The following is a 23,647-nucleotide window of genomic DNA, read 5'->3' as shown; positions in this document are numbered from 1 at the left end:
CACGCTCCCCGGCTGCTTCACGAGCCACGAGATCGAGCCGCCCGCCTCTTCCGAGGCGGGCGGCTCGATTCGTCAGCTCGCGGCCGCCACCTTCTTCTTGGCGGTCTTCGCCTTCGTGGCCGACTTCGTAGCGGCAGTCTTGGTCGCGGTCGCCTTGGTCGCCTTCGTCGCGCGCTTGCGTACCGGCGCGGAAGCAGGTGCAGTGATCCGCCCGTCGAGGATCTCCGCAAGGAAGCGTCCGGTGTAGCTCTCCTCCACCGTGACCACCTCTTCCGGAGTGCCCTCCGCGACCACCGTGCCGCCACCGGAACCGCCCTCGGGACCCATGTCGATGATCCAGTCGGCGGTCTTGATGACATCGAGGTTGTGCTCGATGACGATCACGGTGTTGCCCTTGTCGACCAGACCGTTGATGACCCCGAGCAGCTTGCGGATGTCCTCGAAGTGCAGGCCCGTGGTGGGCTCGTCGAGGATGTACGCGGTGCGCCCGTTGGAACGCTTCTGCAGTTCGGCGGCGAGCTTGACGCGCTGCGCCTCACCGCCGGACAGGGTCGTCGCCGGCTGGCCCAGGCGCACGTAACCGAGACCGACCTCCGCCAGCGTGTTGAGGTAGCGGTGGATGGAGGTGACCGGCCGGAAGAACTCCGCCGCCTCCTCGATCGACATGTCGAGCACCTCGGCGATGGTCTTGCCCTTGTAATGCACCTCGAGCGTTTCGCGGTTGTAGCGGGCGCCGTGGCACACCTCGCACGGCACGTACACGTCGGGCAGGAAGTTCATCTCGATCTTCAACGTGCCGTCGCCCGAGCACGCCTCGCACCGCCCGCCCTTGACGTTGAACGAGAACCGACCCGGCTGGTAGCCTCGCACCTTCGCCTCGGTGGTGGAGGCGAACAGGCTGCGGATCTTGTCGAATACACCCGTGTAGGTCGCGGGGTTCGAGCGCGGGGTGCGGCCGATCGGCGACTGGTCGACCTGCACGAGCTTGTCGAGCTGGTCGAGTCCGTTGATGCGGGTGTGCCGTCCGGGAACCTGCCGCGCGCCGTTGAGCTTGTTGGCCATCACCGTCGCGAGGATGTCGTTGACGAGTGTCGACTTCCCGGAGCCGGAGACACCGGTGACGCAGGTGAGGACGCCGAGTGGGAACGCCACGTCGATCTCGCGCAGATTGTTCTCGCGGGCGCCGACGACGGTGACCTGCCGGTCCTTGTCGATCGGCCGCCGGAGCGCGGGGATCTCGATCTCCTCGCGTCCGGACAGATAGGCGCCGGTGAGCGATTCCGGGTTGTCGAGCAGCTCCTTGTAAGTGCCGCTGTGGACGACCGTCCCGCCGTGCTCGCCCGCGCGCGGTCCGATGTCGACGACCCAGTCGGAGGCACGGACGGTGTCCTCGTCGTGCTCGACGACGATGAGCGTGTTGCCCAGATCGCGCAGTCGCGTGAGGGTGTCGATGAGACGACGGTTGTCGCGCTGATGCAGACCGATCGACGGCTCGTCGAGCACGTACAGAACGCCGACGAGACCGGATCCGATCTGCGTGGCGAGACGGATGCGCTGTGCCTCACCACCGGAGAGGGTGCCCGCGGCGCGCGAGAGGGTGAGGTAGTCGAGTCCGACGTCGAGCAGGAAGCCGAGCCGGGCCTGGATCTCCTTGAGGACCTGCCCAGCGATGGCGGCCTCGCGGGCGCCGAGGACGAGACCGTCGAGGAAGCGTGCGCACTCGGCGATCGACAGGTCGCTCACCTCGGCAATGGACATCGCACCGAAGTCGCCCGCGCTGACCGTCACGGCCAGGATCTCGGGACGAAGGCGGGCACCGGCGCAGGCCGGGCACGGGATCTCCCGCATGTAGCCCTCGTAGCGTTCCTTGGCCTGCTCGGACTCGGACTGCTCGAGGCGGCGGTGCAGGAACGGCATGACGCCCTCGAACTCGGCGTAGTACGAGCGGACGCGGCCGTAGCGGTTCTTGTAGCGCACGTGCACCTGCTCGGTGCTGCCCTCCAGCACGGCCTTGCGCACCTTGGCGGGCAGTTTCCGCCACGGGGTGTCGATGTCGAATTCGAGGGCGTCGGCCAGGCCGGACAGCAGTCGGCCGAAGTATTCGGCGCTCTGACCCATCGACCACGGTGCGATCGCGCCATCGGCCAGGCTCAGATCCGGGTCGGGCACGACGAGATCGGGATCGACCTCCTTGCGCACGCCGAGACCCGCGCACTCGGGGCACGCGCCGTAGGGCGAGTTGAAGGAGAACGACCGAGGCTCGAGTTCGTCGATGGACAGCGGGTGCGCGTTCGGACACGCCAGGTTCTCCGAGAACCGGCGCTCGCGGTCGGGTGCGTCCTCCTCGCGATCGACGAAGTCGAGCACGACGACACCCTCGGCGAGCCGCAGCGCGGTCTCGATGGAGTCGGTGAGGCGCTGCTGAGCACTGGGCTTGACGGCGAGGCGGTCGACGACGACCTCGATGTCGTGCTTCTCCTGCTTCTTCAGCTTCGGCGGATCGGACAGGGGGTGGACGACCCCGTCGACGCGCACGCGGGAGTAGCCCTGGATGGTCAGCTGCTCGAAGAGGTCGACGAACTCGCCCTTGCGGGTGCGCACGACGGGTGCGAGGACCTGGAAACGGGCCCCGGCCTCCATCTCCAGCACCTGGTCGACGATCTGCTGCGGCGTCTGCCGGGAGATCTGCTCGCCACAGACCGGGCAGTGCGGAGTGCCGGCCCGGGCGTACAGCAGACGCAGGTAGTCGTAGACCTCGGTGATGGTGCCCACGGTGGACCGCGGGTTGCGGTTGGTGGATTTCTGGTCGATCGACACCGCAGGCGACAGGCCCTCGATGAAGTCGACGTCCGGCTTGTCCATCTGACCGAGGAACTGGCGGGCGTAGGCCGACAACGATTCGACGTAGCGCCGCTGCCCCTCGGCGAAGATGGTGTCGAACGCGAGGCTCGACTTGCCCGAACCCGACAGCCCGGTGAACACGATCAGACTGTCGCGCGGCAGGTCCAGGTCGACACCACGCAGGTTGTGTTCCCGGGCTCCACGCACAATCAGGCGGTCTGCCACGCCACATCCTTCCTGTAGACAAGGCCGGAATTCGGCCCTCAGCCATGGTAGGCGCGGGTACCGACACGTTTCCGTGACGAACAACCGCGCGCCTCAGGCTCACGCGCGCACCCGAAGGTAGGTTTGGCTGCATGACGCAGCAGCCCGTGATCATCGAAGACACCTACACCGGCGACGTCACTCCCGGCGGACCCGCGCAACGCCGAAGGATTCCCGGAGCGAGCATCGTCAAACTTGCCGTCGGCGAGATGAACAACAACACCTATCTCGTCACCGACGACGCCACCGGCAAGTCCGTCTTCATCGACGCCGCAAACGAACCCGACCGTCTCGTGCAGTTCCTCCGCGACAACGCGCCGGAGCTCGAGCTCATCGTCACCACCCATCAGCACTGGGATCACTGGCAGGGTCTCGAGCGGGTCGCCGCGGAGACCGGTGTGCCTACCGCCGCACACGAGCTCGACGCCGATCCCCTGCCGGTGACGCCCGACCGGATCCTGGCCGAGGGCGACACCGTGCAGATCGGTGAGCTGAATCTCGAGGTGATCCACCTCTCAGGACACACTCCGGGGTCGGTTGCGTTGGTCCTCACGGAACGGGGCACGGGTCGTACGCACATCTTCACCGGTGATTCACTGTTCCCCGGCGGCGTCGGCAAGACCCCGAACGACGACGCCTTCCGATCGCTCCTCGGCGACGTCGAGTCCAAGATCTTCGACCGCTTCGACGACGAGACGATCTTCTACCCCGGACACGGCAAGGACTCGACCCTCGGAGCCGAACGTCCGCATCTCGGCGAGTGGCGCGAGCGGGGCTGGTGACGGTCCGCCTCGGGCCGGACGGCACTCGGTACGAGGCCTAGCCTGCGACGGCCGGATCTGTGACACCCGAGCGTGCTCGCACGACGTCTAGTCGGGGGCACCGTCCCTGTCGGCCGACCCTTCGCCCTTGCCCGCTCCGGCGGGCTCGTCCCTCGAGCGCTCGCCCGCCATATCCGCGAAGGCCGTTCCCGAGACCATCCCGTTCGTGCCCGGCACGACCGTGGTCGGCCGCGCTCCCGGTTCGTACATGCGGTCGATCTCCTCGGCCTTCTCCCTCGCCTGCCGTTTCTCTTCGTCGTCGAGCCGATCCCAGCGGGTCGGATTCTCCGCGTCGGTCATGTCCGGGCCCCCTTCCAGCACGCGGCAACGACCCGAGCGGGCCGCTTGTGCTGCGTCCGTTCCAGCGTGCGCCCCGTCGCAGAGACGCGGAGGCCGAACGAGGATCGGAGTTCGCCGGAATCCTCCTGTGCTCCACTGCCGCGAGTACGCTCGAAAACCGGACGAGCTCGCACGAGCACGGAGGCCTGACACTGTGGCGGATCTCGTACTGGGGCCGGTGCTCAGGCACATCGGCGATACGGACGCCACGATCTGGGTGGAGACGTCCGAGCCGTGCACGGTGCATGTGCTCGGCAGTTCCGAACACACGTGGACCGTCGCGGGGCACCATTACGCGCTCGTCACCGTCCGAGACCTCGAACCCGGATCGGTGACGCCCTACGAGGTGGATCTCGACGGCCGGGTCGTGTGGCCACCCGTCGGTGTTGCATCGCCGCTGATCAGGACCGCGGAAGACGACCCCGAGGAGTTAGTGCTCGCCTTCGGGTCGTGCCGGGTGGCCTCGGAGAGCGCGGAACCGACAGCCGTCCTCGGAAAGGACGCTCTCGTCGCCTACGCGCAGCGCATGCGTTCCCTACCGGTCGACGAATGGCCCGACGCGCTGTTGCTGCTGGGAGATCAGGTCTACGCCGACGAGCTGTCGGAGGAGATGAAGCGACGGGTCGGCGAGCGTCACGATCTGTCGGAACCGCCCGGAGCCCAGGTACGCGACTTCGAGGAGTACACCTGGCTGTACAGCCGGTCGTGGTCCGAGGACAACGTCCGATGGCTGTTGTCGAACGTGCCGACCTCGATGATCTTCGACGATCACGACGTGCACGACGACTGGAACACCTCCTATTCGTGGCGCAGGGAGATGGAGGCCTCCGCGTGGTGGGAGGAACGCATCGTCGGGGCGTTGGCGTCGTACTGGATCTATCAGCATCTCGGTAACCTCGCTCCCTCGGAGCTGGACGAGGACCCGCTCTACGACCGGGTGCGGAACTGTGCCGGGGACGCCGAACCGATCTTGCGTGCGTTCGCGTCCGGCGCCGACGAGGAAGCCGACGGCAGTCCGGGAGTGCGATGGTCGTATCGCCGCGATTTCGGACCGGTGCGTCTGCTGGTGATCGATTCGCGGTGCGGGCGGGTGCTCGCGCCCGACCGGCGCGACATGGTGTCCGATCCAGAATTCGACTGGATCGAGGAGCAGACCGACGGCGACTACGACCACCTCCTGATCGGCACGTCGCTGCCGTGGCTCCTCCCCCGCACGATGCACGACCTCGAGGCGTGGGACGAGAAGCTCGCGTCCGGTGCGCGCGGTGACCGATGGGCGCGGTGGGCCGAGAAGCTCCGGCGCGCCGCCGATCTCGAACACTGGGCGGCCTTCCGCGATTCGTTCGAGCGACTCGCCCGTTTGTTGCTGGATGTCGCTGCCGGGCGTCGCGCCGAAACGTCCGGCTGCGCGCCCGCGACAATCTGTGTCCTTTCGGGCGACGTGCACCATGCCTACGCCGCCCGCGTCCGATTCGCGACGCCGACCGCCGGCACGGTGTACCAACTGACTTGTTCGCCCCTGCACAACCACGTCCCCGCAGCTGTCCGGGTCGCCTTCCGCGCCGCATGGGGACGCAAGGCGGAGCGCGTCGTGCGGTTGCTGCTCGGTCCGGTGACGGCCGTTCCCGAGACGTCGTTCTCGTGGTCGAAGATGGCAGGTCCGAGCTTCGGGAACCAGATCGCCACCCTGCGGACGCGAGGACGCGTCGCGCACCTGACCATCGAGCGCAGCGTCGACACCGCTTCGGGTCCGCACCTGTTCGAGACCGTCACGGATCTGCCGCTCACTACTGAGGAGCGGCCGCCCGAGATTCCGACGTCCCGCGCGGCGAGTCGGCCGTCGAGGTGATGACGGGGGCGCTCGTCGACGACCAAATTCCGGTTTTTTCGAGTTTCCGTACGGTCCGAAATATCGTTTCGTGCCCTTCGGCCCTGCTTCGTGCATATTCCCGTGACGCTTGGGGTACCTGTGTCAGGGTTTGGAAACACAGCCGACCACGGGAGGAACCACATGCTCGTCCGGAGAATTGCGCGGCCCATGCTCGCGTCCATCTTCATCGCCGGGGGTATCGACGCCCTGCGGAAGCCCGAGCCGAAAGCAGGTGCCGCGCAGCCCGGGCTCGATCAGGCTGTGAACGCCTTGCCGGCGTCGATCACCGACCGGCTTCCCAGCAATCCCGAGACTCTCGTCCAGATCAACGCCGCAGTGCAGATCGGCGCCGGGACCCTGTTCGCTCTCGGGAAAGCACCTCGTCTGTCCGCTCTCGCGCTGATCGGCAGCCTCGTGCCGACGACCGTCGCGGGCCATGACTTCTGGAACGTCGAGGACCCCGAGGCCCGCGCCCAGCAGCGCACCCAGCTCATCAAGAACGTGAGCCTGATCGGCGGTCTGCTCATCGCCGCCGTGGACACCGAGGGCAAGCCGTCGCTGGGCTGGCGGAGCCGTCGCGCCGCGCGTGCCGCGCAGAAGTCGGTGGCCGCTGCACTGCCGGGCCACTCCTCGGACGGTCACACGGCCGAAACGCTGCACACCGTCGCCGAGCGGGTCAAGACGCTGACGGAGGAAGCCGGCGAGCAGGGTGGACACATCCTCGAGATCGCCAAGGAACGTGCACCCGAACTCGCAGAGGCCGCACGCGAGCGGAGCAGCGGACTGCTCGAGGTCGCCCGCGACCGCGGCCCGGTGCTGACCGAACGGGCGCGCGATCGCAGCGCCGAGATCCTCGGTGTCGCGCGTGAGCGCGCCCCCGAACTCGCCGAGGGCGCCCGTGAACGCGGCACCGAACTGCTCGGGCTGGCGCGCGAGCGCACCCCTGAGCTCGCCGACGTCGCCCGCAAGCGTGGCTCGAAGCTGTGGGACACCACGGTCGATCGCAGCTCGGAATGGGCCAAGCTCGCCGAGGAGCAGTCCGCGATCCTGAACGCTCGGGCTCACGTCGCCGCGGAGAAGGCCCGTCTGCGTGCCGAGGCCGCGCGCAAGCAGGGCACGAAGGCGGAGAAGAAGCTCGCGAAGAACCTGAAGGCGCTCGAGAAGAGCATCGAGAAGAAGAAGTAGTCCGGTACGGCACCGTGGTGCGGGCGTGCGAGGGAATCGCACGCCCGCACTGCTGTGATCAGGCTTTCTGCCCGTTTTCCTCCTGCGGCGACTAGACTTCTCGGGCACTTTCGTCGACGCGTCACCCCTGCGGCGGCGAGCGATCTCGTCCTGTCTATCCCCGAGGAGTCCCTGTGCCGGTTGATGGCGCGTCCCATCCGGAGCTCGATCGCGAGCAGGCCTACGTGGCGATGCTCTACACGCATCTCGACGGTCTGCGCGACTACGCGAAGACCCGGCTGGCCCGCGTGCTGCGCGAGACCGGAGGCACCCCGCAGGCGCGCAGCGAACGCGAGTCGTACACCCACATGTACACCGAGGACATCGCGAAGTACGACGCCGCCGAGCACGGCTTGTGCTTCGGCCGCATCGATGTGCGGGACGACGGGACGGACACCTCCGGCCCCGTGACGGAGGACGGTGCGGAGACCCGCTACATCGGCCGCCTCGGCATCCTCGACGAGGACAACGACTACGAGTCGCTGCTGCTCGACTGGCGCGCACCCCAGGCCCGCCCGTTCTACCTCGCGACCCCCGCCGCTCCGGACGGTGTCGTGCTGCGCCGCCACCTCCGCAGCCGCGGCCGCACCGTCACCGCACTGCACGACGAGTACCTCGACCTCGACGCGGCGCTCGAGCACGCCGACACCCCACCGGCCGGTGGCGTGGCCGGAGAATCGGCGCTGCTCGCCGCGCTGAACGCCGCGCGCACCGGGCAGATGCACGACATCGTGGCGACGATCCAGGCCGAGCAGGACGCGGTCATCCGGTCCGAGCATCGCAGTGTGCTCGTCGTCCAGGGTGGTCCGGGCACCGGCAAGACCGCGGTCGCGCTGCACCGCGCGGCCTACCTGCTCTACACCTACCGCAAGCAACTGGCCAAGAGCGGCGTGCTGATCGTGGGCCCGAACAGCCGCTTCCTCGACTACATCGGTCAGGTGCTGCCCTCGCTCGGTGAGACCGGCGTGCTGCTGTCGACGGTGGGGGATCTGTATCCGGGGGTCACGCCGACGATCGAGGACGATCCGATGGCCGGCGAACTGAAGGGCTCCCTGGACATGGTGAAGGTGCTCGAGAAGGCGGTCCGCGACCGGCAGGAGGTGCCCCGATCCCCCGTGCAGCTGAGTTTCGACACCTACGCGCTCACCCTCGACCGCACGATCGTGACCCGTGCGCGGGGTCGCGCCCGGTCGTCCCGTCGGCCGCACAACCTGGCCCGGCCGATCTTCGTGAACGGTGTGATCGATGCCCTCGCCGACCAGTTGGCCGGGATCATCGGATCGAACCCGCTCGGTGGCGCGAACCTGTTGAGCCGGGAGGACATCCACGACATCCGGTCCGAGATGCGTTCGGATCCCGACATCGTCGGTGCGATCGACGCGCTGTGGCCGGAACTGTCCCCGCAGCAGGTGCTCTCGGATCTGCTGGCCTCCCGCGACCGGATCGCGTCGGCGGCTCCGGCCCTGACCGACGAGCAGATCGATGCGCTGCACCGTCCCGATGCATCGGGACACTTCAGCGCCGCCGACGCTCCACTGCTCGACGAGCTCGCCGAACTGCTCGGGGTGGACGACGCCGCCGAACGCGAACGCGCGAAGCGGCGCTGGCGTAAGCAGATCGCCGACGCGCAGGGCGCACTCGACATCCTCACCGGTTCGGCACCGCAGGATCTCGAGGACGACCTCGATCCTGAACTGCTCATGGCGTACGACCTGATCGACGCCACCCAGCTCGCCGAACGGCAGAACCACCGTCGTCACGAGACCACGGCGGAGCGGGCGGCCGGCGATCGCACCTGGACGTACGGTCATGTGATCGTCGACGAGGCGCAGGAGTTGTCGGCGATGGCGTGGCGAACGATCATGCGCCGCATCCCGAATCGCTGGATGACCCTGGTGGGCGACACCGCGCAGACCGGGGATCCGGCGGGAACCGAGTCGTGGCAGCAGATTCTCGAACCGTATGTCGCGAACCGGTGGAAGAAGACCGAACTGACGGTCAACTACCGCACGCCGGCGGAGATCATGCGGATCGCGCACGCGGTGCTCGCGGAGATCGATCCCGACCAAGTGCCGCCGCAGTCGGTGCGCGAGTCCGGTTTCGAGCCGTGGTCGCAGCACGTCGAGGCGGACGCGGTGCTCGCCACCGTGCAGGCAGCTCTCGAGGCGGAGACCGGCCCGGGTACGACTGCCGTGCTCGCCCCGGCGCGACTCGTGGGTGCGTGGGAGCACCTCGCGTCCGAGTCGGTCACGGTCGCGACCGTCAAGGAGGTCAAGGGACTCGAGTTCGACGCGGTGCTGCTCGTCGAACCTGCGGAGATTCTCACCGATTCCTCACGCGGGATGAACGACCTGTACGTGGCATTGACCCGCGCCACCCAGCGTCTCGGGGTGGTGCACTCGGAGGCGTTGCCGGAGGTGCTGGCCGGTATCGCCGGACCGACACGCTGCTGAACCGACACGGTTCGGCCGACACCGCCGAGCGGACCCCGGGACCGGCCACCGGACGGTACCGTCCTTCGGGGCAAGGAGATGGGACGGATCATCCGCGGAGGGAACGAACACGTGGCCTATCGGGCAGCGCACCACCGGATACGTCGAGCGGGGTGCGCTGCGATCGCGGCGCTGAGCGGGCTCTTCGTCTCCGCCGCGTGCGGATCGGTCACGCCGACGACCCAGGACGAGGCGCAGGCCGCGACGTCCACGACGTCGGTATCCCCTACCTCGTCGACGCCGCCCGACGCGCGTTTTCTGCGGGTGAAGGAGGCACTGGAGGCGTCCGGCCTGGTCGCCGACGTCACGGACGACACGGTGCTTGCGGTGGTGCGAGGGGTGTGCGACCAATTGCGCGCGGGCGTGCCGGAGCACGACGTCCTCGTCACGCTCCGGCCGATCGCCGCCTACGCCGCGGGCGCCTCGGGTTCGCGCATGTCGGCGGACGACGCCGCCGCGCGCTATCTCGAAACCGCCCGCGAGGAGTACTGCTGATCCGTCAGCGGACCGTGTGCACCACCAGTACGTCGCACAGGGCCTTGCGGGCGACGTCCGAGGGGACGGAGCCGAGCAGCCGCCCGGTCAGCGTGTTGAGGCCGCGATTGCCGATGACGATGAGATCGGCTTCGACCTCCTCGACGAGCGTGAGGAGCGATTCGACAGGTGCACCGACGATGGGCCGCTCGGTGATCTTGCGGGCGCCGGCGACGGTTGCCTTCTCCCGTGCGGTGCGCAGGATCTCGTAGGTCGGTGCCGAGCCGGTGACCTGGTACGCCTCGTCGCGCAGCGCGTCGGCGGCCTGTGCGGTGTCCTTGGGGTCGGCCGGGTAGTAGGCGCAGGCGATCACCAGTTGGGCGCCCGCGTCGCCGGCCAGAGCAGCTGCCTTCTCCACGGCCCGATACGACGATTCGGAACCATCGGTTCCGACGACTATGGTCCGGTAGGCGCTCATTCATCCTCCATCGAGTGTGTGGTCCATCGACGCGGGCCGCCGATGCCGTCGTCGACGGAGGACACGCACGCTCCCCCGCCATACGCTGCGTCGACAGTAGCGGGATGGGCGGCCCGGGTGGAACGTTTGGGTCTCATCCCACAATCAGGTTTGATGTTACCGCGCGTCACCGTAACGCGGGCCGAACAGGCCGGCAGGGAATACCTCGGCGTCGACGAAGGCGTCGCGCCACGGCAACGCGAGGTCGAGCAAACGTTCCACCCCCTCCTCACCGAGCGCAGTCCACGGCGCGACCGCCAGGTCGTCGGTGAGATCCTCGACGAGTTCGCGGACCTCGAAGCCCTCACCGGTGAGCTCGCCGCGCTTGTCGAGCAGGCCGCGCCCGCGCAGTCCCTTCTCGGCGTCCGCCCACTCGTCCCGCGACCAGCCCCGCAGCTTCCGGGCAGGATCGGTCGCGAACCCGATACCGGTCGCCGTATGGGTGACGAGCGCATCGAGCCCCGAAAGCCCTGCCGTCTGCAGCGCCGCGATATGACCGTCGCCGCGATACTCGCGCAACAGGGTCAGGGCGTGCCACAGGCGCAGGTGCGCCTCCTCGGGCCAGGGCAGGTCGGCGTAGGCGGCGTAGAGCGGGCGACCGTCCGGGCCGGGAATCGCCCGCGCCGCGGTGGCCGCGAGGTCCGCCGCCTCGTTCATCTCCGCGGAGCCGAGTACGTCCTGCCCGAGGACCCGTCGATGGAGTGCGTCCAAAGCCCGCAACCGCGCCGCGATGATCGTGGCCGGCTCGGCCGTCTCCCACACTGCCGGGACGGCCGATGCCACCAGGCGGGGCGAGAAGCTGCAGAACGTCGCGGTCACGACCCCGGGGCCGACGGCACCCAGGGGTGCCGCGCGTCCACCGAAGTACTGCGCAGCCGGTCCGTCGACACCGAGCGCGGCGAGTTCGCCCGCGATGTCCGGCGCGAAGTAGACGACCGCATGCAGCAGCTCGAGTGCGCGGGCAGCACGCCCGGCGGAAGAGGGATCCATGGGAGTGGACCCTACCGAGTCGCCGGCGCCGATCGGGCCGGGCGACTACTTCAGGCCCGCGGCGTCCATCCCGCGCAGTTCCTTCTTCAGATCGGAGATCTCGTCGCGAAGCCGCGCGGCCAGCTCGAACTGCAGGTCGCGGGCGGCCTGCATCATCTGGTCGGTGAGCTGCTGCACGAGATCGGCGAGCTCGGCGCGCGGCATCGTCGAGGTGTCGCGACCTTCCACGACACCGGAGCTGACGGCCCGTCCGGACTCGCCCTGGGCTCGGCGACCACGCGAAGCGTTGCGGCCGGAGCCGCCCACCTCGACGGCCTCGGTGTCCTCGGCCTCCTGATAGACCTGGTCGAGGATGTCGGCGATCTTCTTGCGCAGCGGTTTCGGATCGAGACCGTGTTCGGTGTTGTAGGCGATCTGCTTCTCGCGCCGCCGTTCGGTCTCCTCGATGGCCCGCGCCATCGAGTCGGTGATCTTGTCGGCGTACATGTGCACTTCGCCCGAGACGTTGCGGGCCGCGCGGCCGATGGTCTGGATCAGCGAGGTCGTCGACCGTAGGAAGCCTTCCTTGTCAGCGTCGAGGATCGCCACCAACGACACCTCGGGGAGGTCGAGACCCTCGCGGAGCAGGTTGATGCCGACGAGCACGTCGTATTCGCCCAGGCGCAGTTGTCGCAGCAGTTCGACGCGGCGCAGGGTGTCGATGTCGGAGTGCAGATAGCGCACCCGGATACCGAGTTCGAGCAGGTAGTCGGTGAGGTCCTCGGCCATCTTCTTGGTGAGGGTGGTGACGAGGACGCGTTCGTCGCGCTCGGCACGTTCGCGGATCTCGTGCACGAGATCGTCGATCTGTCCCTTGGTGGGCTTGACGACGACCTGCGGGTCGACGAGGCCCGTGGGCCGGATGACCTGCTCGACGAACTCGCCGCCGGTCTGTCCGAGCTCGTACGGGCCGGGGGTGGCCGACAGGTAGACCGTCTGCCCGATGCGGGCGGCGAACTCCTCCCAGGTCAGTGGCCGGTTGTCGACCGCCGACGGGAGACGGAAACCGAAGTCGACGAGGTTGCGCTTGCGCGACATGTCGCCCTCGTACATCGCGCCGATCTGCGGCACGGTGACGTGCGACTCGTCGATGACCAGGAGGAAGTCCTCCGGGAAGTAGTCGATGAGCGTCGCGGGCGCGGATCCGGCGGGGCGTCCGTCGATGTGGCGGGAGTAGTTCTCGATGCCGGAGCAGAAGCCGACCTGCCGGATCATCTCGATGTCGTACTGGGTGCGCATGCGCAGACGCTGCGCCTCGAGCAGCTTGCCGCGGTTCTCCAGATCGGCCAGGCGCTCCTCGAGCTCGGCCTCGATACTCGCGACGGCGCGTTCCATGCGCTCGGGACCGGCGACGTAGTGGGTGGCCGGGAAGATGCGCAGGGAGTCGACCTTGCGCACGACGTCGCCGGTGAGTGGGTGCAGGTAGTACAGCGCGTCGATCTCGTCGCCGAAGAACTCGATCCGCACGGCGAGTTCCTCGTAGGCGGGGATGATGTCGACGGTGTCGCCCTTGACGCGGAACGATCCGCGGGTGAACGCCATGTCGTTGCGGGCGTACTGGACGTCGACGAGCAGGCGCAGCAGCGCGTCGCGCGGCACCTCCACACCGACCTCGAGCTGGATGGACCGGTCGAGATAGGACTGCGGGGTACCGAGACCGTAGATGCACGAGACGGACGCGACCACCACGACGTCGCGGCGGGACAGCAGCGACGAGGTGGCGGAGTGCCGCAGCCGCTCGACGTCGTCGTTGATCGACGAGTCCTTCTCGATGTAGGTGTCGGTCTGCGCGATGTACGCCTCGGGCTGGTAGTAATCGTAGTACGAGACGAAGTACTCGACTGCGTTGTTGGGCAACATGTCTCGCAGCTCGTTGGCGAGCTGCGCGGCCAGGGTCTTGTTGGGCGCCATCACGAGGGTGGGTCGCTGGACGCGTTCGATGAGCCACGCGGTGGTGGCGGACTTGCCGGTACCGGTGGCACCGAGCAGGACGACGTCCTTCTCCCCCGCCCTCAGCCGGCGCTCGAGCTCGTCGATGGCGGCCGGCTGATCGCCGGCCGGTTCGTACTCGCTGACGACCTCGAAACGGGCCTCGGTGCGCTCGATCTCACCCACCGGCCGGAACTCGGAGTGTGCGACGACGGGATGCTCACTTGCGAACGCCATGGAATCCAGAGTAAGCGCTCCCACCGACACGCATCGCGGTCCTGCGTGCGGCGCGGTTCGCACGCTAGCGTGCATCCCGTGTCCGCGACCCCGCATCCCGTGAAGACCGAGATCTTCGACGTCGCCACGAAGACCAACATCGACCCCAAGGGCTTCGCGCGGGCGGTCGACGAGTACCGCGTAGAGGAGTGGGGGCTGTACATGGCGCGATCGTCCGACCACCCGCAGTTCCACTATCTCGAATCGTGGTTGCTGCCGGACCTGCGTCTGCGGGCCTCGATCTTCCATTTCACGCCGGGCAACGAACGCGACCAGGACCGCTACGTCGACGTCGGTGAGTTTCGGCGCGACGGCGACGTCTGGTACTCCCACGACCACTATCTCGACCTGATCGTCCGCACGGGCCGCGACACGACGGTCGAGGACATCGACGAACTGGTGGTCGCGGTCACCGCCGGGATGATCGACGCGGCCGTGGCCGAGACGGCGATCGACACGGCACTGCGGGCGGTGGACGGCATCGCCGCGCACGGCCACGACCTCGACGCGTGGCTGCGGGAGCGGGGCGCGCCCGTCTCCTGGCGCTGACGCGCACCACCGCTGCGCAGGTGCCGTCACCTGCGCAGACAGCGGGGGCGCAGGAGCGAAAAAGTTACTGCCGCAAAGGACATGGTAATCTGCCCCGGCCGGCGAAGCAGTGCACCGAGAAGGCGACCATCGGGGCCGGCCCGGATCGCCCCTCCGCGTGCACATCACCCGACCGAGGACACCCCTCGCGCCGGCGGCGCGCGCCCGTGCAGCCCACGAGCGCCGACGAGAACGCCGCCGATCACTTCGTCGGCACACGCCCGGATCCGGGCGTGCCCTGCTGGAGCGGTATGCCGCGCCCGCCGGCCCGTGGCCGATCGGGCGCCCGACGCATGCCCACCGTCCGGCGGTGGATCGGACCGACGCCGCAGCGGAACCGACAGACAGGACGCGTGCAGCGCGCCCTGCGTTCCACTGCGCTCCGACGACCGCGGACGTGACGCGAACACGAAGGAGGTCGCAGTGAACGGCACCGAGCTCGTTCAGTTCAGCGCCGCGACGATCGTTGCCCTGCTCGTAATCTTCTACGGCGGAACGCTTCTCGTCTCCGCCCGAATCGGGAAGAAGGACGAGAACGCCGACGGTTACATGACCGCCGGCAACAAGGTCGGTTTCGGGGTGTCGGCGGCCAGCATGACCGCCACCTGGATCTGGGCGTCCTCGCTGTACGCCTCGGCGACCTCCGGATACACCTACGGCATCTCCGGCCCGATCCACTACGGGCTGTGGGGCGCGTTGATGATCCTGTTCATCTACCCCTTCGGGAAGCGCATCCGCGCGGTCGCCCCGAAAGCACACACCCTCGCCGAGGTCATGTTCGCCCGGCACGGGCGGTCGAGCCAGCTCATGCTGGCCGGTTCGAATCTCGTCGGCAGCCTCATCAGCCTGATGTCCAACTTCATCGCCGGCGGTGTGCTCATCTCGCTGATCTCGCCGTTCGGCTTCGTCCAGGGTGTCGTCTTCATCGCCGCCGGTGTGCTGCTCTACACCCTGTGGTCCGGCTTCCGAGCGTCCGTGCTCACCGACTTCATGCAGGTCGTGGCGATGCTCGGTGCGGTCGTTGTCATCATCCCGGCGGTCTTCTTCATCACCGGCTTCCCCGACGCGTTCGACGGTGGTTCCGGGAACCTCACCGACCAGCAGAGCGACTTCTTCTCCAGCGATGCCTTCCTGAACCAGGGCGCGCCGTACATCGCCGCCGTGCTCGCGTACGCCATCGGCAACCAGACGATCGCGCAGCGCCTGTTCGCGGTGCGGGAGGATCTCATCAAGCCCACCTTCGTCACCGCGACGATCGGCTACGGCGCCACCGTCATCGGCGTCGGCATGTTCGGTGTGCTCGCGCTGTACCTGGGCATCGACCCGATGGACGGCGATGTCAACAACATCGTGCCGCAGATGGTGGCGTCCTTCCTGCCCACGGCTCTGGTCGTCGTGTTCTTCGTCATGATCATCGGTGCGCTGTCGTCCACGGCCGATTCCGACCTGTCGGCGCTGTCGTCGATCGTCATGGCCGACATCTACGGCCAGAACATCGCCGGCGGCACCCGCAATGCCGATCCCAAGCGGATGCTCTTCATCGGGCGCGCCACGATGGTCGTCGCGACCGCAGCCGCCGTGGCGTTCGCGAGCATGAGATTGAGCATCCTCGACCTGCTCGTGTTCGTCGGCGCGCTCTGGGGTGCGCTGGTCTTCCCCGTCATCGCGAGCTTCTACTGGCACAAGGTCACCAACAAGGCGTTCACGACGTCGGTGCTCGTCGCCCTGGCAGCGTTCCTGCCGGTGCGTTTCGGGTGGTTCCCGATGGACGGGGTGCTCGCCTGGACGGTGGACATCGCATCGGTCGTCGGTGTCGGCGTGATCGCGGGTCTGATGGCATTCGGCTTCTTCGGACTCCGGGCCGCACGCGTCATCGGTGTCGTCGCCGCGGGGGTCGTGGCGCCCTTCGCGCTCGGCTCGGTCCACGACTACGCCGTGCTCAGCGCCTCGCTCGTCGCCTACGCGGTCAGCACGGTCGTGTGCTGGGCGATGTCCGTGAACTCCGACGAGAACTTCGACTTCGAGGTCATCGCGCAGCGTGTCGGTGACTTCGACGTGGCTGCGGACGACGTGACACCCGAAACCGACCCTGACTCCCCGAACGCCCCTGCCTCGGCGAACGTCCCTGCCTCGGCGAACGTCCCTGCCTCGGCGAACGTCCCTGCCTCGGCGAAAACCCCTGGGTCCGAGACGGACGCCGCGGCGACCACTCCGGAGAAGGAGAACCGATGAGCACGCTCGCACTGACCGTCTACGTCCTGATCTGGCCCGTACTCGTCGCCGGTGTGCTGGCGGCGCTCTGCCGCGGGTTCTTCAAGGAGTGGCTGCAGGCCCGACGGGACGGCGAGGATCTGATCTGACCGTCACCGCAGGATTCCCTCCCGCACGGCTCGGAGGACCGCATTCGTGCGGTCCCGGGCGCCGAGCTCGAGCAGGATCGACGACACGTGGTTCTTCACGGTGCCCTCGGCCAGGAACAGCACGTCGGCGATCATGCGGTTGCCGAAGCCCTCGGCCATCAACCGCAGCACCTCGAGTTCACGTTCGGTCAACTCCTCCACGACCGGGGTGTCGTCAGGCTGTGGAGCGGAGCGGATCGCGCGCAGCAACCGGTCGGTGATCGAGGGGGCGACGAGCGTGCCACCCTCCTCGAGGGTCCGTACCGCACGGGCGAGTTGCTCGAGCGTGACGTCCTCGAGGAGATTTCCCCGGGCTCCGGCACGTAGGGCCGCGAGCACGAGTTCGTCGTCGTCGAAGGTCGTGAGCACGGGCACCGGGACTTCGAGGCTGCGCTCGCGGAGACGGTCGATGGTCCACGAGCGGTACGTGGCCGAACTCTCGGGCTGCGGCCGGTGGGGAACGAGGCTCCCGAGAACGACTCGCTTCGTACGATGTCACAGCGCTTGGCCACCCAGTACGTGAAATTCGTCCGCTCCGAGGAGATAGGCTTGGGCGAGAACTGATCTCGCGGTATTGTCGACGGGTGGTCGACGCTGCCCCCGACGGCGTCGACCACTTCGGGCCGCGAAACGTTCGTAACTCCGCCGCCCGTCGGGCCGAGTCTCGAATGCGCATGTGGGGCAATGTGACTGCTCGGGATGGCGAGGGGGCTCGATGGACGAAGCCGAGTTGATCGAGCGGTGCCGGGCAGGCGATCGGGCAGCGTTCGCCGAGCTCGTCGCACCGTCACGGGAAGGCGTGTGGCGGTCTGCGTCCGGATCACAGGAAACCGGCACGACGCCGAGGATGCGCTGCAGGATGCGCTGATCGCGGCGTGGCAGAATCTCGGCAGATTCCGTGGCACAGCAACATCCGGAACGTGGTTGTATCGCATCGCGAGCAATGCGGCGCTCGCTGTCGTGCGGACGCGACGTGGTGAGGTCCTCGACGAACGGCTCGGGGACGAATACGTCTCCGGGGAAACGCCTCTCGCCGAGAGCGTGGTCGACGGTGATGTGGTCCGGCGAGCTTTTCTCCTTCTCCCCGAACAGTTTCGGGTTGTCATCGTGTTGCGTGAGTATGCGCAGCTCGGTTACGCCGAGATCGCAACGCACCAGGGCGTGGGTGTGCAGACGGTGAAGAGCCGGATCAGGCGTGCCCGTATGCAACTCGCCGATCTACTGAGTCCGGCACTGCTCGGCGCCGAAGAGGTAGCCCTCCGACCGACGGTCGGGTCCGCCGACACGGAGGGCACCGAACCGCCGAGGACAACCCGGAAGGATGAGCAATGACGCAGAGCGAACCGATTTCGTTGCCCCCGTCAAGGGAATCGCTGGGACTCGATCCGATGGACCGGATTCCCGAACTACCCGAGGACGCCTGGCGTCGGGTGCTCCATATCGCCACCGATCCCTTCACCTCTCGCATCGGAACCGAACTGGTTCCCGTCGAGGGAATCGATGAGAACGATATCGAGCACCCCGCCATCGACGACCTGCCGATCGAACAACTCGATGATCACGGCAACGACGAGCTGCCGAAGCCGGAATTCGTCGTCGACGCAACCGATCCCGACTCGAGGTAGCCGGCCCTGCAGAGATCCGGCCCGCATCATCGCAGTCCCATCCCGGTCGATCCGAGATCGGCGACCACCTCGTGCAGTGGTCGCCCGACCGGACCGACCGCCAGTAGACCTCGGATCGTCGCCGTGAGGACCATCGTCGAGAATCCTTCGTGGTCGAATTCCGGAAGGTCGCGATGGGCCTGACCCAAGCGTTCGTCGGTGCTCAGCCGTTCGGCGACGTCGTCGCGTTGCTGTCGGAGCCCCGAGATACGCTCGAGCTGCGCTTCCTCGGCGACCGCGAAGTTGATCGCGGTGCTCGCCACCGCACTCGCCAGTGCGACCGCGACGTCGGGTGTGTACCCGCGGCGCACGAGAGCCTCGACCTCGCTCACCATCAGCCGCTGCCCCGCTTCCCCACGCGGGAAGAGGGTCTGCATGTAGGTTCCCAGGCCCGCATGGGCAAGGACGAACGCGCGTAGCTGCAGACCGAACGACAGCAGGTGCCGTTCGATGTCGTGCTCCGAATCGTCATGCAGAACGAGATCGCCGAGCAGACTCTCCCCCACGACGAGTTCGAGTCCCCAGCGACCGTCCACGTGGCGGTACAGCGCCGTTGTGGAGACGCCGAGTTCCGCGGCGACAGCGTTGAGGCTCAACTGTCGCAGCCCGATCGCTCGACCGACACGGATGATGTCCTCCATGTCGATCTTGCGTACACGTCTGCGGACGCCGGCCACCCCGCTCGATCCTCCGATCACCTTGAGTTAGACCCCATAACTTAAGGAACTATAGGTGTGGCTTCAGGGAACGGCAAGTCGCCGATTCGTTCTCGGCGGGCTGCACCGGGCGAACGGCCCGGCGGCCGAGCTTCGCTCTCGCCGCGAACCTGCTCAGCGCGCATCCGCCGGCGGACGACCGAACCGGTCCGCGACGTCGGGGCTCACCCCAGGTGACGTCCGAGCAGTTCCCGGAAGGACGGCCCGTCCGTGCGGACCGCGTTTCCCGACACGCGCGGCCGTCCGGCGGGCACGGCGTCCGAGAACCCGCGGGGTGATCCCGTGCTGCGGGTGATCTGCTCGGCGAGTTCGTCCGCCGCCCTGCCGATCCGCCCCTTCAGTGCCGTGGCGGCCTCGCCTGTTCCGAAGTCGTCGGTGGTGGCGAAGACGCCGGTGGGCACGACGAGCGCACGCAGATAGCTCAGCAGCGGCCGCATCGCATGGTCGAGGACCAGTGAGTGTCGGGCGCTACCCGCGGTCGCGGCGAGCAACGTGGGCACACCGGTGAGCGTGTCCGGATCGAGCGCGTCGAAGAACATCTTGAACAGACCCGAGTAACCGGCGGCGAAGACCGGGCTCACCGCGATCAGGCCGTCGGCAGTCGCGAGTTGTTCACGGGCTCGTGCGACCGCTGCGGTAGGGACACCGGCGGTGAAGGTGGTGGCCAGATCCATCGCGAGGCTGCGTAATTCGATGACCTCGGTTTCCGCGTCGTCTCCGCGCGTGCCGACCGCGACACGAGTGGCCTCGGCGATGCGGTCGGCGAGCAGACGGGTGGTGGACGGCTCGGCCAGGCCACCGCTGACGACGACGATACGGCGGGTCATCGGGCGTCCGCCTCTTCCGGCACGAGGTCGACGCCGGCCGGGATCACCTGACGGTGCGCCGAGTCGGCTCCCTGCGCGGCGAGCGTGCTGTGTGTGGGCGGGTCGGACGGCACGTGGGCAGGGCGGCGGCGTTCGAATTCCGCTCGCAGTACCGGCACGACCTCCCGGCCGAGGATCTCGATCTGCTCGAGCACGACGTCGAGCGGCAGGCCGGCGTGGTCCATGAGGAACAGCTGACGCTGATAGTCGCCGGCGTAGTCGGCGAAACCGAGTGTGCGTTCGACGACCTGCTCGGGTGTGCCGACGGTCAGCGGTGTCATCGTCGAGAAATCCTCGAGCGACGGGCCGTGGCCGTAGACGGGGGCGTTGTCGAAATAGGGACGGAAGATCCGTTTCGCCTCGGCCTCGGTCTCCGCCATGAACACCTGGCCACCGAGCCCGACGACGGCCTGGTCTGCGGCACCGTGGCCGTACTGCTCGAACCGCTGCCGGTAGAGAGCGATCATCTGCTGGATGTGTTCCTTGTTCCAGAAGATGTTGTTGTGGAAGAAGCCGTCGCCGTAGAAGGCGGCCTGTTCCGCGATCTCGGACGAACGGATGGAACCGTGCCAGACGAAGGGCGGGGTGTCGTCGAGCGGCCACGGGGTGGAGGTGTAGCCGTGCAGCGGTGTGCGGAACTTGCCCTCCCAGTCGACGACGCGTTCGCGCCAGAGCCGTCGCAGCAGGTGGTAGTTCTCGATGGCGAGCGGGATGCCCTGCCGGATGTCCTTGCCGAACCACGGGTAGACCGGTCCGGTGTTCCCGCGTCCCATCATGAGGTCGACGCGGCCGCCGGACAGGTGCTGGAGCATCGCGAAGTCCTCGGCGATCTTCACCGGGTCGTTGGTGGTGATGAGGGTGGTCGCGGTCGAGAGGATGAGCTTCTCGGTCCTCGCGGCGATCCAGCCGAGCATCGTCGTCGGCGAGGACGGGACGAAGGGGGGATTGTGGTGCTCGCCGGACGCGAAGACGTCCAGGCCCACCTCCTCGGCCTTCAGCGCGATCTTCGTCATCGCGACGATGCGCTCATGTTCGGTGGGGACCCGGCCCGTCGTGGGGTCGCGCGTGACGTCGCCGATGGTGAAGATGCCGAACTGCACGGTCGAACCTCCGTCAAGTAGTTGAACTGTCAACTATTCTAACGGGCGGGTCGCCCGGAAGATTCCCGGGCGGGTCTCCGCCCGGGATCCGGACCCCCTAGGCCGACCAGCCGGTGCTCTCGGCCCACTCCCACGCGCGGTGATGCGCCCGGTCGAACCACGGCGCCTTGAGCGCCGCGTAGGTGGCCGCCGCCTCTGCACGATCCGTCTTCTGCGACGCCCCGACTGCGGCATCGGCCTTGAGGTCGGCGTACTCGCGCTTCGCGGTGTCGACCGCGGACAGCCAGTCGCGCAGTAGCAACGCGAACTGCTGGGCGGGCCAGCCGTCCACCCGGACCGCCACCCGCGCCGGACGGCCGGGATCGGCGCTGCCGTGCAACCGCATCTCCCACACCGCCGGGTCGGTCTCTCCCCCGGCCCCGTAGGACGGTTTCGGATCGTCGGTCACCACATGGTCGATGCGCGGGAAGCCCGCAGCAGCCAAGGCGGGTGCGAGCGCATCGGCTGCCGCGAGATCACCGACGGTGATCTGCAGGTCGATGACGTCGACGGCGGCCAGACCGGGCACCGCGGTGGAGCCCACGTGGTCGATACGCTTCGCCGCGCCCCCGGCTGCGAGGGCGAGCCGGGCGACGAGCCGCTGCGCCTGCCGATGCCATTCCTCGCGCGCGGGCACGAGAACCGGATCCGCCTCGACCACCACACCGGTGCGCAGATTTTTCTCGAACGGCACCAGGCGATCGTTCCACAGCGTCCGGACCTGCTCGACCAGCACCTGCTGATCACCGGTGTTGTCGAGCCACACGTCGGCGACCTCGCGTCGCTGTTCCTCCGTCGCCTGCGCCGCGATCCGCGCGCGGGCGTCCGCCTCGGGCATGCCGCGCATTTCGACGAGACGCCGGATCCGCTCCGCCTCGTCGGCGTGCACGACGGCGACGAGGTGGAAGGCCGGCGCCATCCCGCCCTCGACGAGCAACGGGATGTCCTGCACGACCACCGCGTCGTCGGGCGCAGCGGCGACCAGCTCGGCGGTGCGGCGCCCGACCCGGGGATGGGTGATGGCGTTGAGAACCGCGCGCGCGTCCTCGCTGGCGAACGCCTTCGCGGCGAGGGCAGGACGGTCGAGGGTGCCGTCGGGCTGCAGGATGTCCTCACCGAAGGCGTCCACGAGCTCGGCGAGGCCCTCGGAGCCGGGAGCGACGATCTCCCGGGCGACGACATCGGAGTCGACGATCACCGCCCCGAGTTCGACGAGCTCCTTGGCGACGGTCGACTTGCCCGCGCCGATTCCTCCGGTCAACCCCATTCGCAGCACGTTGCCCAGTCTCGCATCACCACGTCGCCGAGGCACCTTCGCGGTCCCTACGAGGCCTCGCGCATCGTCAGCCCCGACAGCGCGACGACATACTCGCCCGCCTGTTCGTCGAAGTCGACGGTGTACACCGTCGGGTAGTAGCCGGTCCGCCGGTAGGACGACGGTTGTTTCACGATCTCCCGCAGGGACGGCTTCGTCGCCAACCACTCCCGCGTCATCATCGGCTCGATGAAGATGAACTCCCCGTCCCACGATCCGTTGAGCAGCACCTCGGTGAACTCGAAGGAGCCGGGGATCACGTCGTCCGCGGTGCCTGTCCAGTGCATGCCCATGAACGGCACGGTGTTCTCGACGGGTGGACCGGGTGGTGGGATGTATCCCTCCGGAACGTACTCGGGTTCGGGGAGCCGCGCCGCGCGCGCCGCGAAATCGGGTGCGGCCGGGTCCACCTCGTGGTCGGCGTCCGTCGTGTAGAAGTGCATGTCGAAATGGGGCGCGCCGTAGAGGATCTCCGGGTCGTGCCCGTTCGGGTTCCAGCCCAGCATCACGTGGTCTGAACCGGTGTCCGGAGCACCCGCGGGAAGAGCCGGCATGAGCATCGTCGTGCCGGCGCCCGGACCCTCGGGAAGGCCGGTGAGCACGGACTCCGACATCCGGATACCGACCTCGCGCGGTCTCCCGCCGTGATCGACGACGATATATGCGCGGGAGATTCCCTCCCCCAGTTCGTTTTCCGGCCCGTAGAGGGTGGTGACACCGTGGTCGTGCCCTGCCATCTCCGCACCCTCGGCGGTCGGGACGGATCCGTCGCTGCAACCCGCGAGGGTCAGAACGGTGCAGGTGGAGAAGGCGAGTGCGGTGATCGATCGAGAAGTGCGCATTGCCTGCCTTGCGTGAGTGGATGGGTTCGCGGTGGGAGGTGT

General features: G+C 68.0%; 21 protein-coding genes. 10 read left to right on the top strand and 11 right to left on the bottom strand.

The window, feature by feature from the left end:
• Positions 1-72: 72 nt before the first annotated feature.
• Complete coding sequence (uvrA, locus tag NVV99_RS14890) at positions 73-3,066, bottom strand: excinuclease ABC subunit UvrA (protein ID WP_024101132.1); 2,994 nt, start codon at positions 3,064-3,066, stop codon at positions 73-75.
• Between the two features lie 131 nt (positions 3,067-3,197).
• On the opposite strand from uvrA, the gene NVV99_RS14885 reads away from it, so the two are divergent.
• Positions 3,198-3,887: an MBL fold metallo-hydrolase gene (locus tag NVV99_RS14885; RefSeq protein WP_064060169.1), complete on the top strand. Its 690-nt coding sequence runs from the start codon at positions 3,198-3,200 to the stop codon at positions 3,885-3,887.
• Positions 3,888-3,974: 87 nt separating this feature from the next.
• On the opposite strand, the gene NVV99_RS14880 is transcribed toward NVV99_RS14885, so the two are convergent.
• A complete protein-coding gene (locus NVV99_RS14880; RefSeq protein WP_024101154.1) occupies positions 3,975-4,226 on the bottom strand; it encodes a hypothetical protein in 252 nt (83 codons plus the stop codon).
• A gap of 193 nt (positions 4,227-4,419) precedes the next feature.
• Here NVV99_RS14880 and NVV99_RS14875 point away from each other — a divergent pair, with 193 nt between their 5' ends.
• The 4 genes from NVV99_RS14875 to NVV99_RS14860 all read left to right on the top strand — a co-directional run bounded on the left by NVV99_RS14875 (position 4,420) and on the right by NVV99_RS14860 (position 10,346).
• Positions 4,420-6,114, top strand: coding sequence for an alkaline phosphatase D family protein (locus tag NVV99_RS14875; RefSeq protein WP_252172784.1), 1,695 nt, complete (start codon positions 4,420-4,422; stop codon positions 6,112-6,114).
• Between the two features lie 162 nt (positions 6,115-6,276).
• The gene (locus tag NVV99_RS14870; RefSeq protein WP_024101156.1) at positions 6,277-7,320 is read left to right on the top strand and encodes a DoxX family protein; all 1,044 of its coding nucleotides are present in this window, start codon (positions 6,277-6,279) and stop codon (positions 7,318-7,320) included.
• Between the two features lie 230 nt (positions 7,321-7,550).
• Entirely contained in the window at positions 7,551-9,812 is a 2,262-nt protein-coding gene (locus NVV99_RS14865; RefSeq protein WP_252174302.1) for an ATP-binding domain-containing protein, read from the top strand.
• A gap of 111 nt (positions 9,813-9,923) precedes the next feature.
• Complete coding sequence (locus NVV99_RS14860; RefSeq protein WP_260782922.1) at positions 9,924-10,346, top strand: DUF732 domain-containing protein; 423 nt, start codon at positions 9,924-9,926, stop codon at positions 10,344-10,346.
• A 4-nt stretch (positions 10,347-10,350) separates the two neighbouring features.
• On the opposite strand, the gene NVV99_RS14855 is transcribed toward NVV99_RS14860, so the two are convergent.
• The 3 genes from NVV99_RS14855 to uvrB form a co-directional block, all read right to left on the bottom strand.
• Complete coding sequence (locus NVV99_RS14855; protein WP_006553987.1) at positions 10,351-10,803, bottom strand: universal stress protein; 453 nt, start codon at positions 10,801-10,803, stop codon at positions 10,351-10,353.
• Positions 10,804-10,959: 156 nt separating this feature from the next.
• Positions 10,960-11,832 carry a hypothetical protein gene (locus NVV99_RS14850; RefSeq protein ID WP_024101159.1) on the bottom strand — a complete coding sequence of 291 codons (873 nt, stop codon included), beginning with the start codon at positions 11,830-11,832 and terminating at the stop codon, positions 10,960-10,962.
• Positions 11,833-11,877: 45 nt separating this feature from the next.
• Positions 11,878-14,037: an excinuclease ABC subunit UvrB gene (gene uvrB / locus NVV99_RS14845; RefSeq protein WP_019289647.1), complete on the bottom strand. Its 2,160-nt coding sequence runs from the start codon at positions 14,035-14,037 to the stop codon at positions 11,878-11,880.
• Between the two features lie 69 nt (positions 14,038-14,106).
• Here uvrB and NVV99_RS14840 point away from each other — a divergent pair, with 69 nt between their 5' ends.
• The 3 genes from NVV99_RS14840 to NVV99_RS14830 all read left to right on the top strand — a co-directional run bounded on the left by NVV99_RS14840 (position 14,107) and on the right by NVV99_RS14830 (position 17,024).
• Positions 14,107-14,625, top strand: coding sequence for a DUF402 domain-containing protein (locus NVV99_RS14840; RefSeq protein ID WP_041803380.1), 519 nt, complete (start codon positions 14,107-14,109; stop codon positions 14,623-14,625).
• A gap of 462 nt (positions 14,626-15,087) precedes the next feature.
• Positions 15,088-16,896 carry a sodium:solute symporter family protein gene (locus tag NVV99_RS14835; protein ID WP_024101161.1) on the top strand — a complete coding sequence of 603 codons (1,809 nt, stop codon included), beginning with the start codon at positions 15,088-15,090 and terminating at the stop codon, positions 16,894-16,896.
• Complete coding sequence (locus NVV99_RS14830; protein ID WP_006553992.1) at positions 16,893-17,024, top strand: putative transporter small subunit; 132 nt, start codon at positions 16,893-16,895, stop codon at positions 17,022-17,024. The genes NVV99_RS14835 and NVV99_RS14830 overlap by 4 nt, the downstream gene beginning before the upstream one ends.
• Before the next feature lie 3 nt (positions 17,025-17,027).
• Here the strand turns inward: NVV99_RS14830 and NVV99_RS14825 are convergent, their stop codons facing one another.
• On the bottom strand, positions 17,028-17,438 hold the full coding sequence (locus NVV99_RS14825) for a response regulator transcription factor (RefSeq protein ID WP_242411727.1): 411 nt from the start codon (positions 17,436-17,438) through the stop codon (positions 17,028-17,030).
• Between the two features lie 426 nt (positions 17,439-17,864).
• Here NVV99_RS14825 and NVV99_RS14820 point away from each other — a divergent pair, with 426 nt between their 5' ends.
• Both NVV99_RS14820 and NVV99_RS14815 read left to right on the top strand, forming a co-directional pair.
• Positions 17,865-18,395, top strand: a complete 531-nt coding sequence (locus NVV99_RS14820; RefSeq protein ID WP_313906248.1) for a sigma-70 family RNA polymerase sigma factor — start codon at positions 17,865-17,867, stop codon at positions 18,393-18,395.
• Positions 18,392-18,688, top strand: a complete 297-nt coding sequence (locus NVV99_RS14815) for a hypothetical protein (protein ID WP_041803381.1) — start codon at positions 18,392-18,394, stop codon at positions 18,686-18,688. The genes NVV99_RS14820 and NVV99_RS14815 overlap by 4 nt, the downstream gene beginning before the upstream one ends.
• 26 nt (positions 18,689-18,714) lie before the next feature.
• Here NVV99_RS14815 and NVV99_RS14810 read toward each other — a convergent pair whose 3' ends face one another.
• The 5 genes from NVV99_RS14810 to NVV99_RS14790 form a co-directional block, all read right to left on the bottom strand.
• A complete protein-coding gene (locus NVV99_RS14810; protein WP_041803382.1) occupies positions 18,715-19,404 on the bottom strand; it encodes a TetR family transcriptional regulator in 690 nt (229 codons plus the stop codon).
• Positions 19,405-19,607: 203 nt separating this feature from the next.
• Positions 19,608-20,270, bottom strand: coding sequence for an FMN reductase (locus tag NVV99_RS14805; RefSeq protein ID WP_024101166.1), 663 nt, complete (start codon positions 20,268-20,270; stop codon positions 19,608-19,610).
• Positions 20,267-21,409, bottom strand: coding sequence for an LLM class flavin-dependent oxidoreductase (locus tag NVV99_RS14800; protein ID WP_024101167.1), 1,143 nt, complete (start codon positions 21,407-21,409; stop codon positions 20,267-20,269). The genes NVV99_RS14805 and NVV99_RS14800 overlap by 4 nt, the downstream gene beginning before the upstream one ends.
• Positions 21,410-21,506: 97 nt before the next feature.
• Positions 21,507-22,724, bottom strand: coding sequence for a dephospho-CoA kinase (coaE, locus tag NVV99_RS14795; protein WP_024101168.1), 1,218 nt, complete (start codon positions 22,722-22,724; stop codon positions 21,507-21,509).
• Between the two features lie 47 nt (positions 22,725-22,771).
• On the bottom strand, positions 22,772-23,605 hold the full coding sequence (locus NVV99_RS14790; protein ID WP_024101169.1) for a DUF5602 domain-containing protein: 834 nt from the start codon (positions 23,603-23,605) through the stop codon (positions 22,772-22,774).
• Positions 23,606-23,647 lie beyond the last annotated feature (42 nt).

It is taken from the genome of Rhodococcus sp. PAE-6 (assembly GCF_025290685.1).
Lineage (GTDB): Bacteria > Actinomycetota > Actinomycetes > Mycobacteriales > Mycobacteriaceae > Rhodococcus > Rhodococcus pyridinivorans.
The sequence above is the reverse complement of the archived record's forward strand: the minus strand, read 5'-3'. Positions and strand labels throughout refer to the sequence as shown.

Excerpts from the sequence above, each read along its gene's own strand:
- NVV99_RS14885 (WP_064060169.1), top strand. The coding sequence starts at position 3,198 with ATGACGCAGCAGCCCGTGATCATCGAAGACACCTACACCGGCGACGTC.
- NVV99_RS14850 (WP_024101159.1), bottom strand. The coding sequence starts at position 11,832 with ATGGATCCCTCTTCCGCCGGGCGTGCTGCCCGCGCACTCGAGCTGCTG.
- NVV99_RS14865 (WP_252174302.1), top strand. The coding sequence starts at position 7,551 with ATGCTCTACACGCATCTCGACGGTCTGCGCGACTACGCGAAGACCCGG.
- NVV99_RS14805 (WP_024101166.1), bottom strand. The coding sequence starts at position 20,270 with ATGACCCGCCGTATCGTCGTCGTCAGCGGTGGCCTGGCCGAGCCGTCC.
- NVV99_RS14855 (WP_006553987.1), bottom strand. The coding sequence starts at position 10,803 with ATGAGCGCCTACCGGACCATAGTCGTCGGAACCGATGGTTCCGAATCG.
- NVV99_RS14830 (WP_006553992.1), top strand. The coding sequence starts at position 16,893 with ATGAGCACGCTCGCACTGACCGTCTACGTCCTGATCTGGCCCGTACTC.
- NVV99_RS14870 (WP_024101156.1), top strand. The coding sequence starts at position 6,277 with ATGCTCGTCCGGAGAATTGCGCGGCCCATGCTCGCGTCCATCTTCATC.
- NVV99_RS14815 (WP_041803381.1), top strand. The coding sequence starts at position 18,392 with ATGACGCAGAGCGAACCGATTTCGTTGCCCCCGTCAAGGGAATCGCTG.
- uvrB (WP_019289647.1), bottom strand. The coding sequence starts at position 14,037 with ATGGCGTTCGCAAGTGAGCATCCCGTCGTCGCACACTCCGAGTTCCGG.
- NVV99_RS14880 (WP_024101154.1), bottom strand. The coding sequence starts at position 4,226 with ATGACCGACGCGGAGAATCCGACCCGCTGGGATCGGCTCGACGACGAA.
- NVV99_RS14790 (WP_024101169.1), bottom strand. The coding sequence starts at position 23,605 with ATGCGCACTTCTCGATCGATCACCGCACTCGCCTTCTCCACCTGCACC.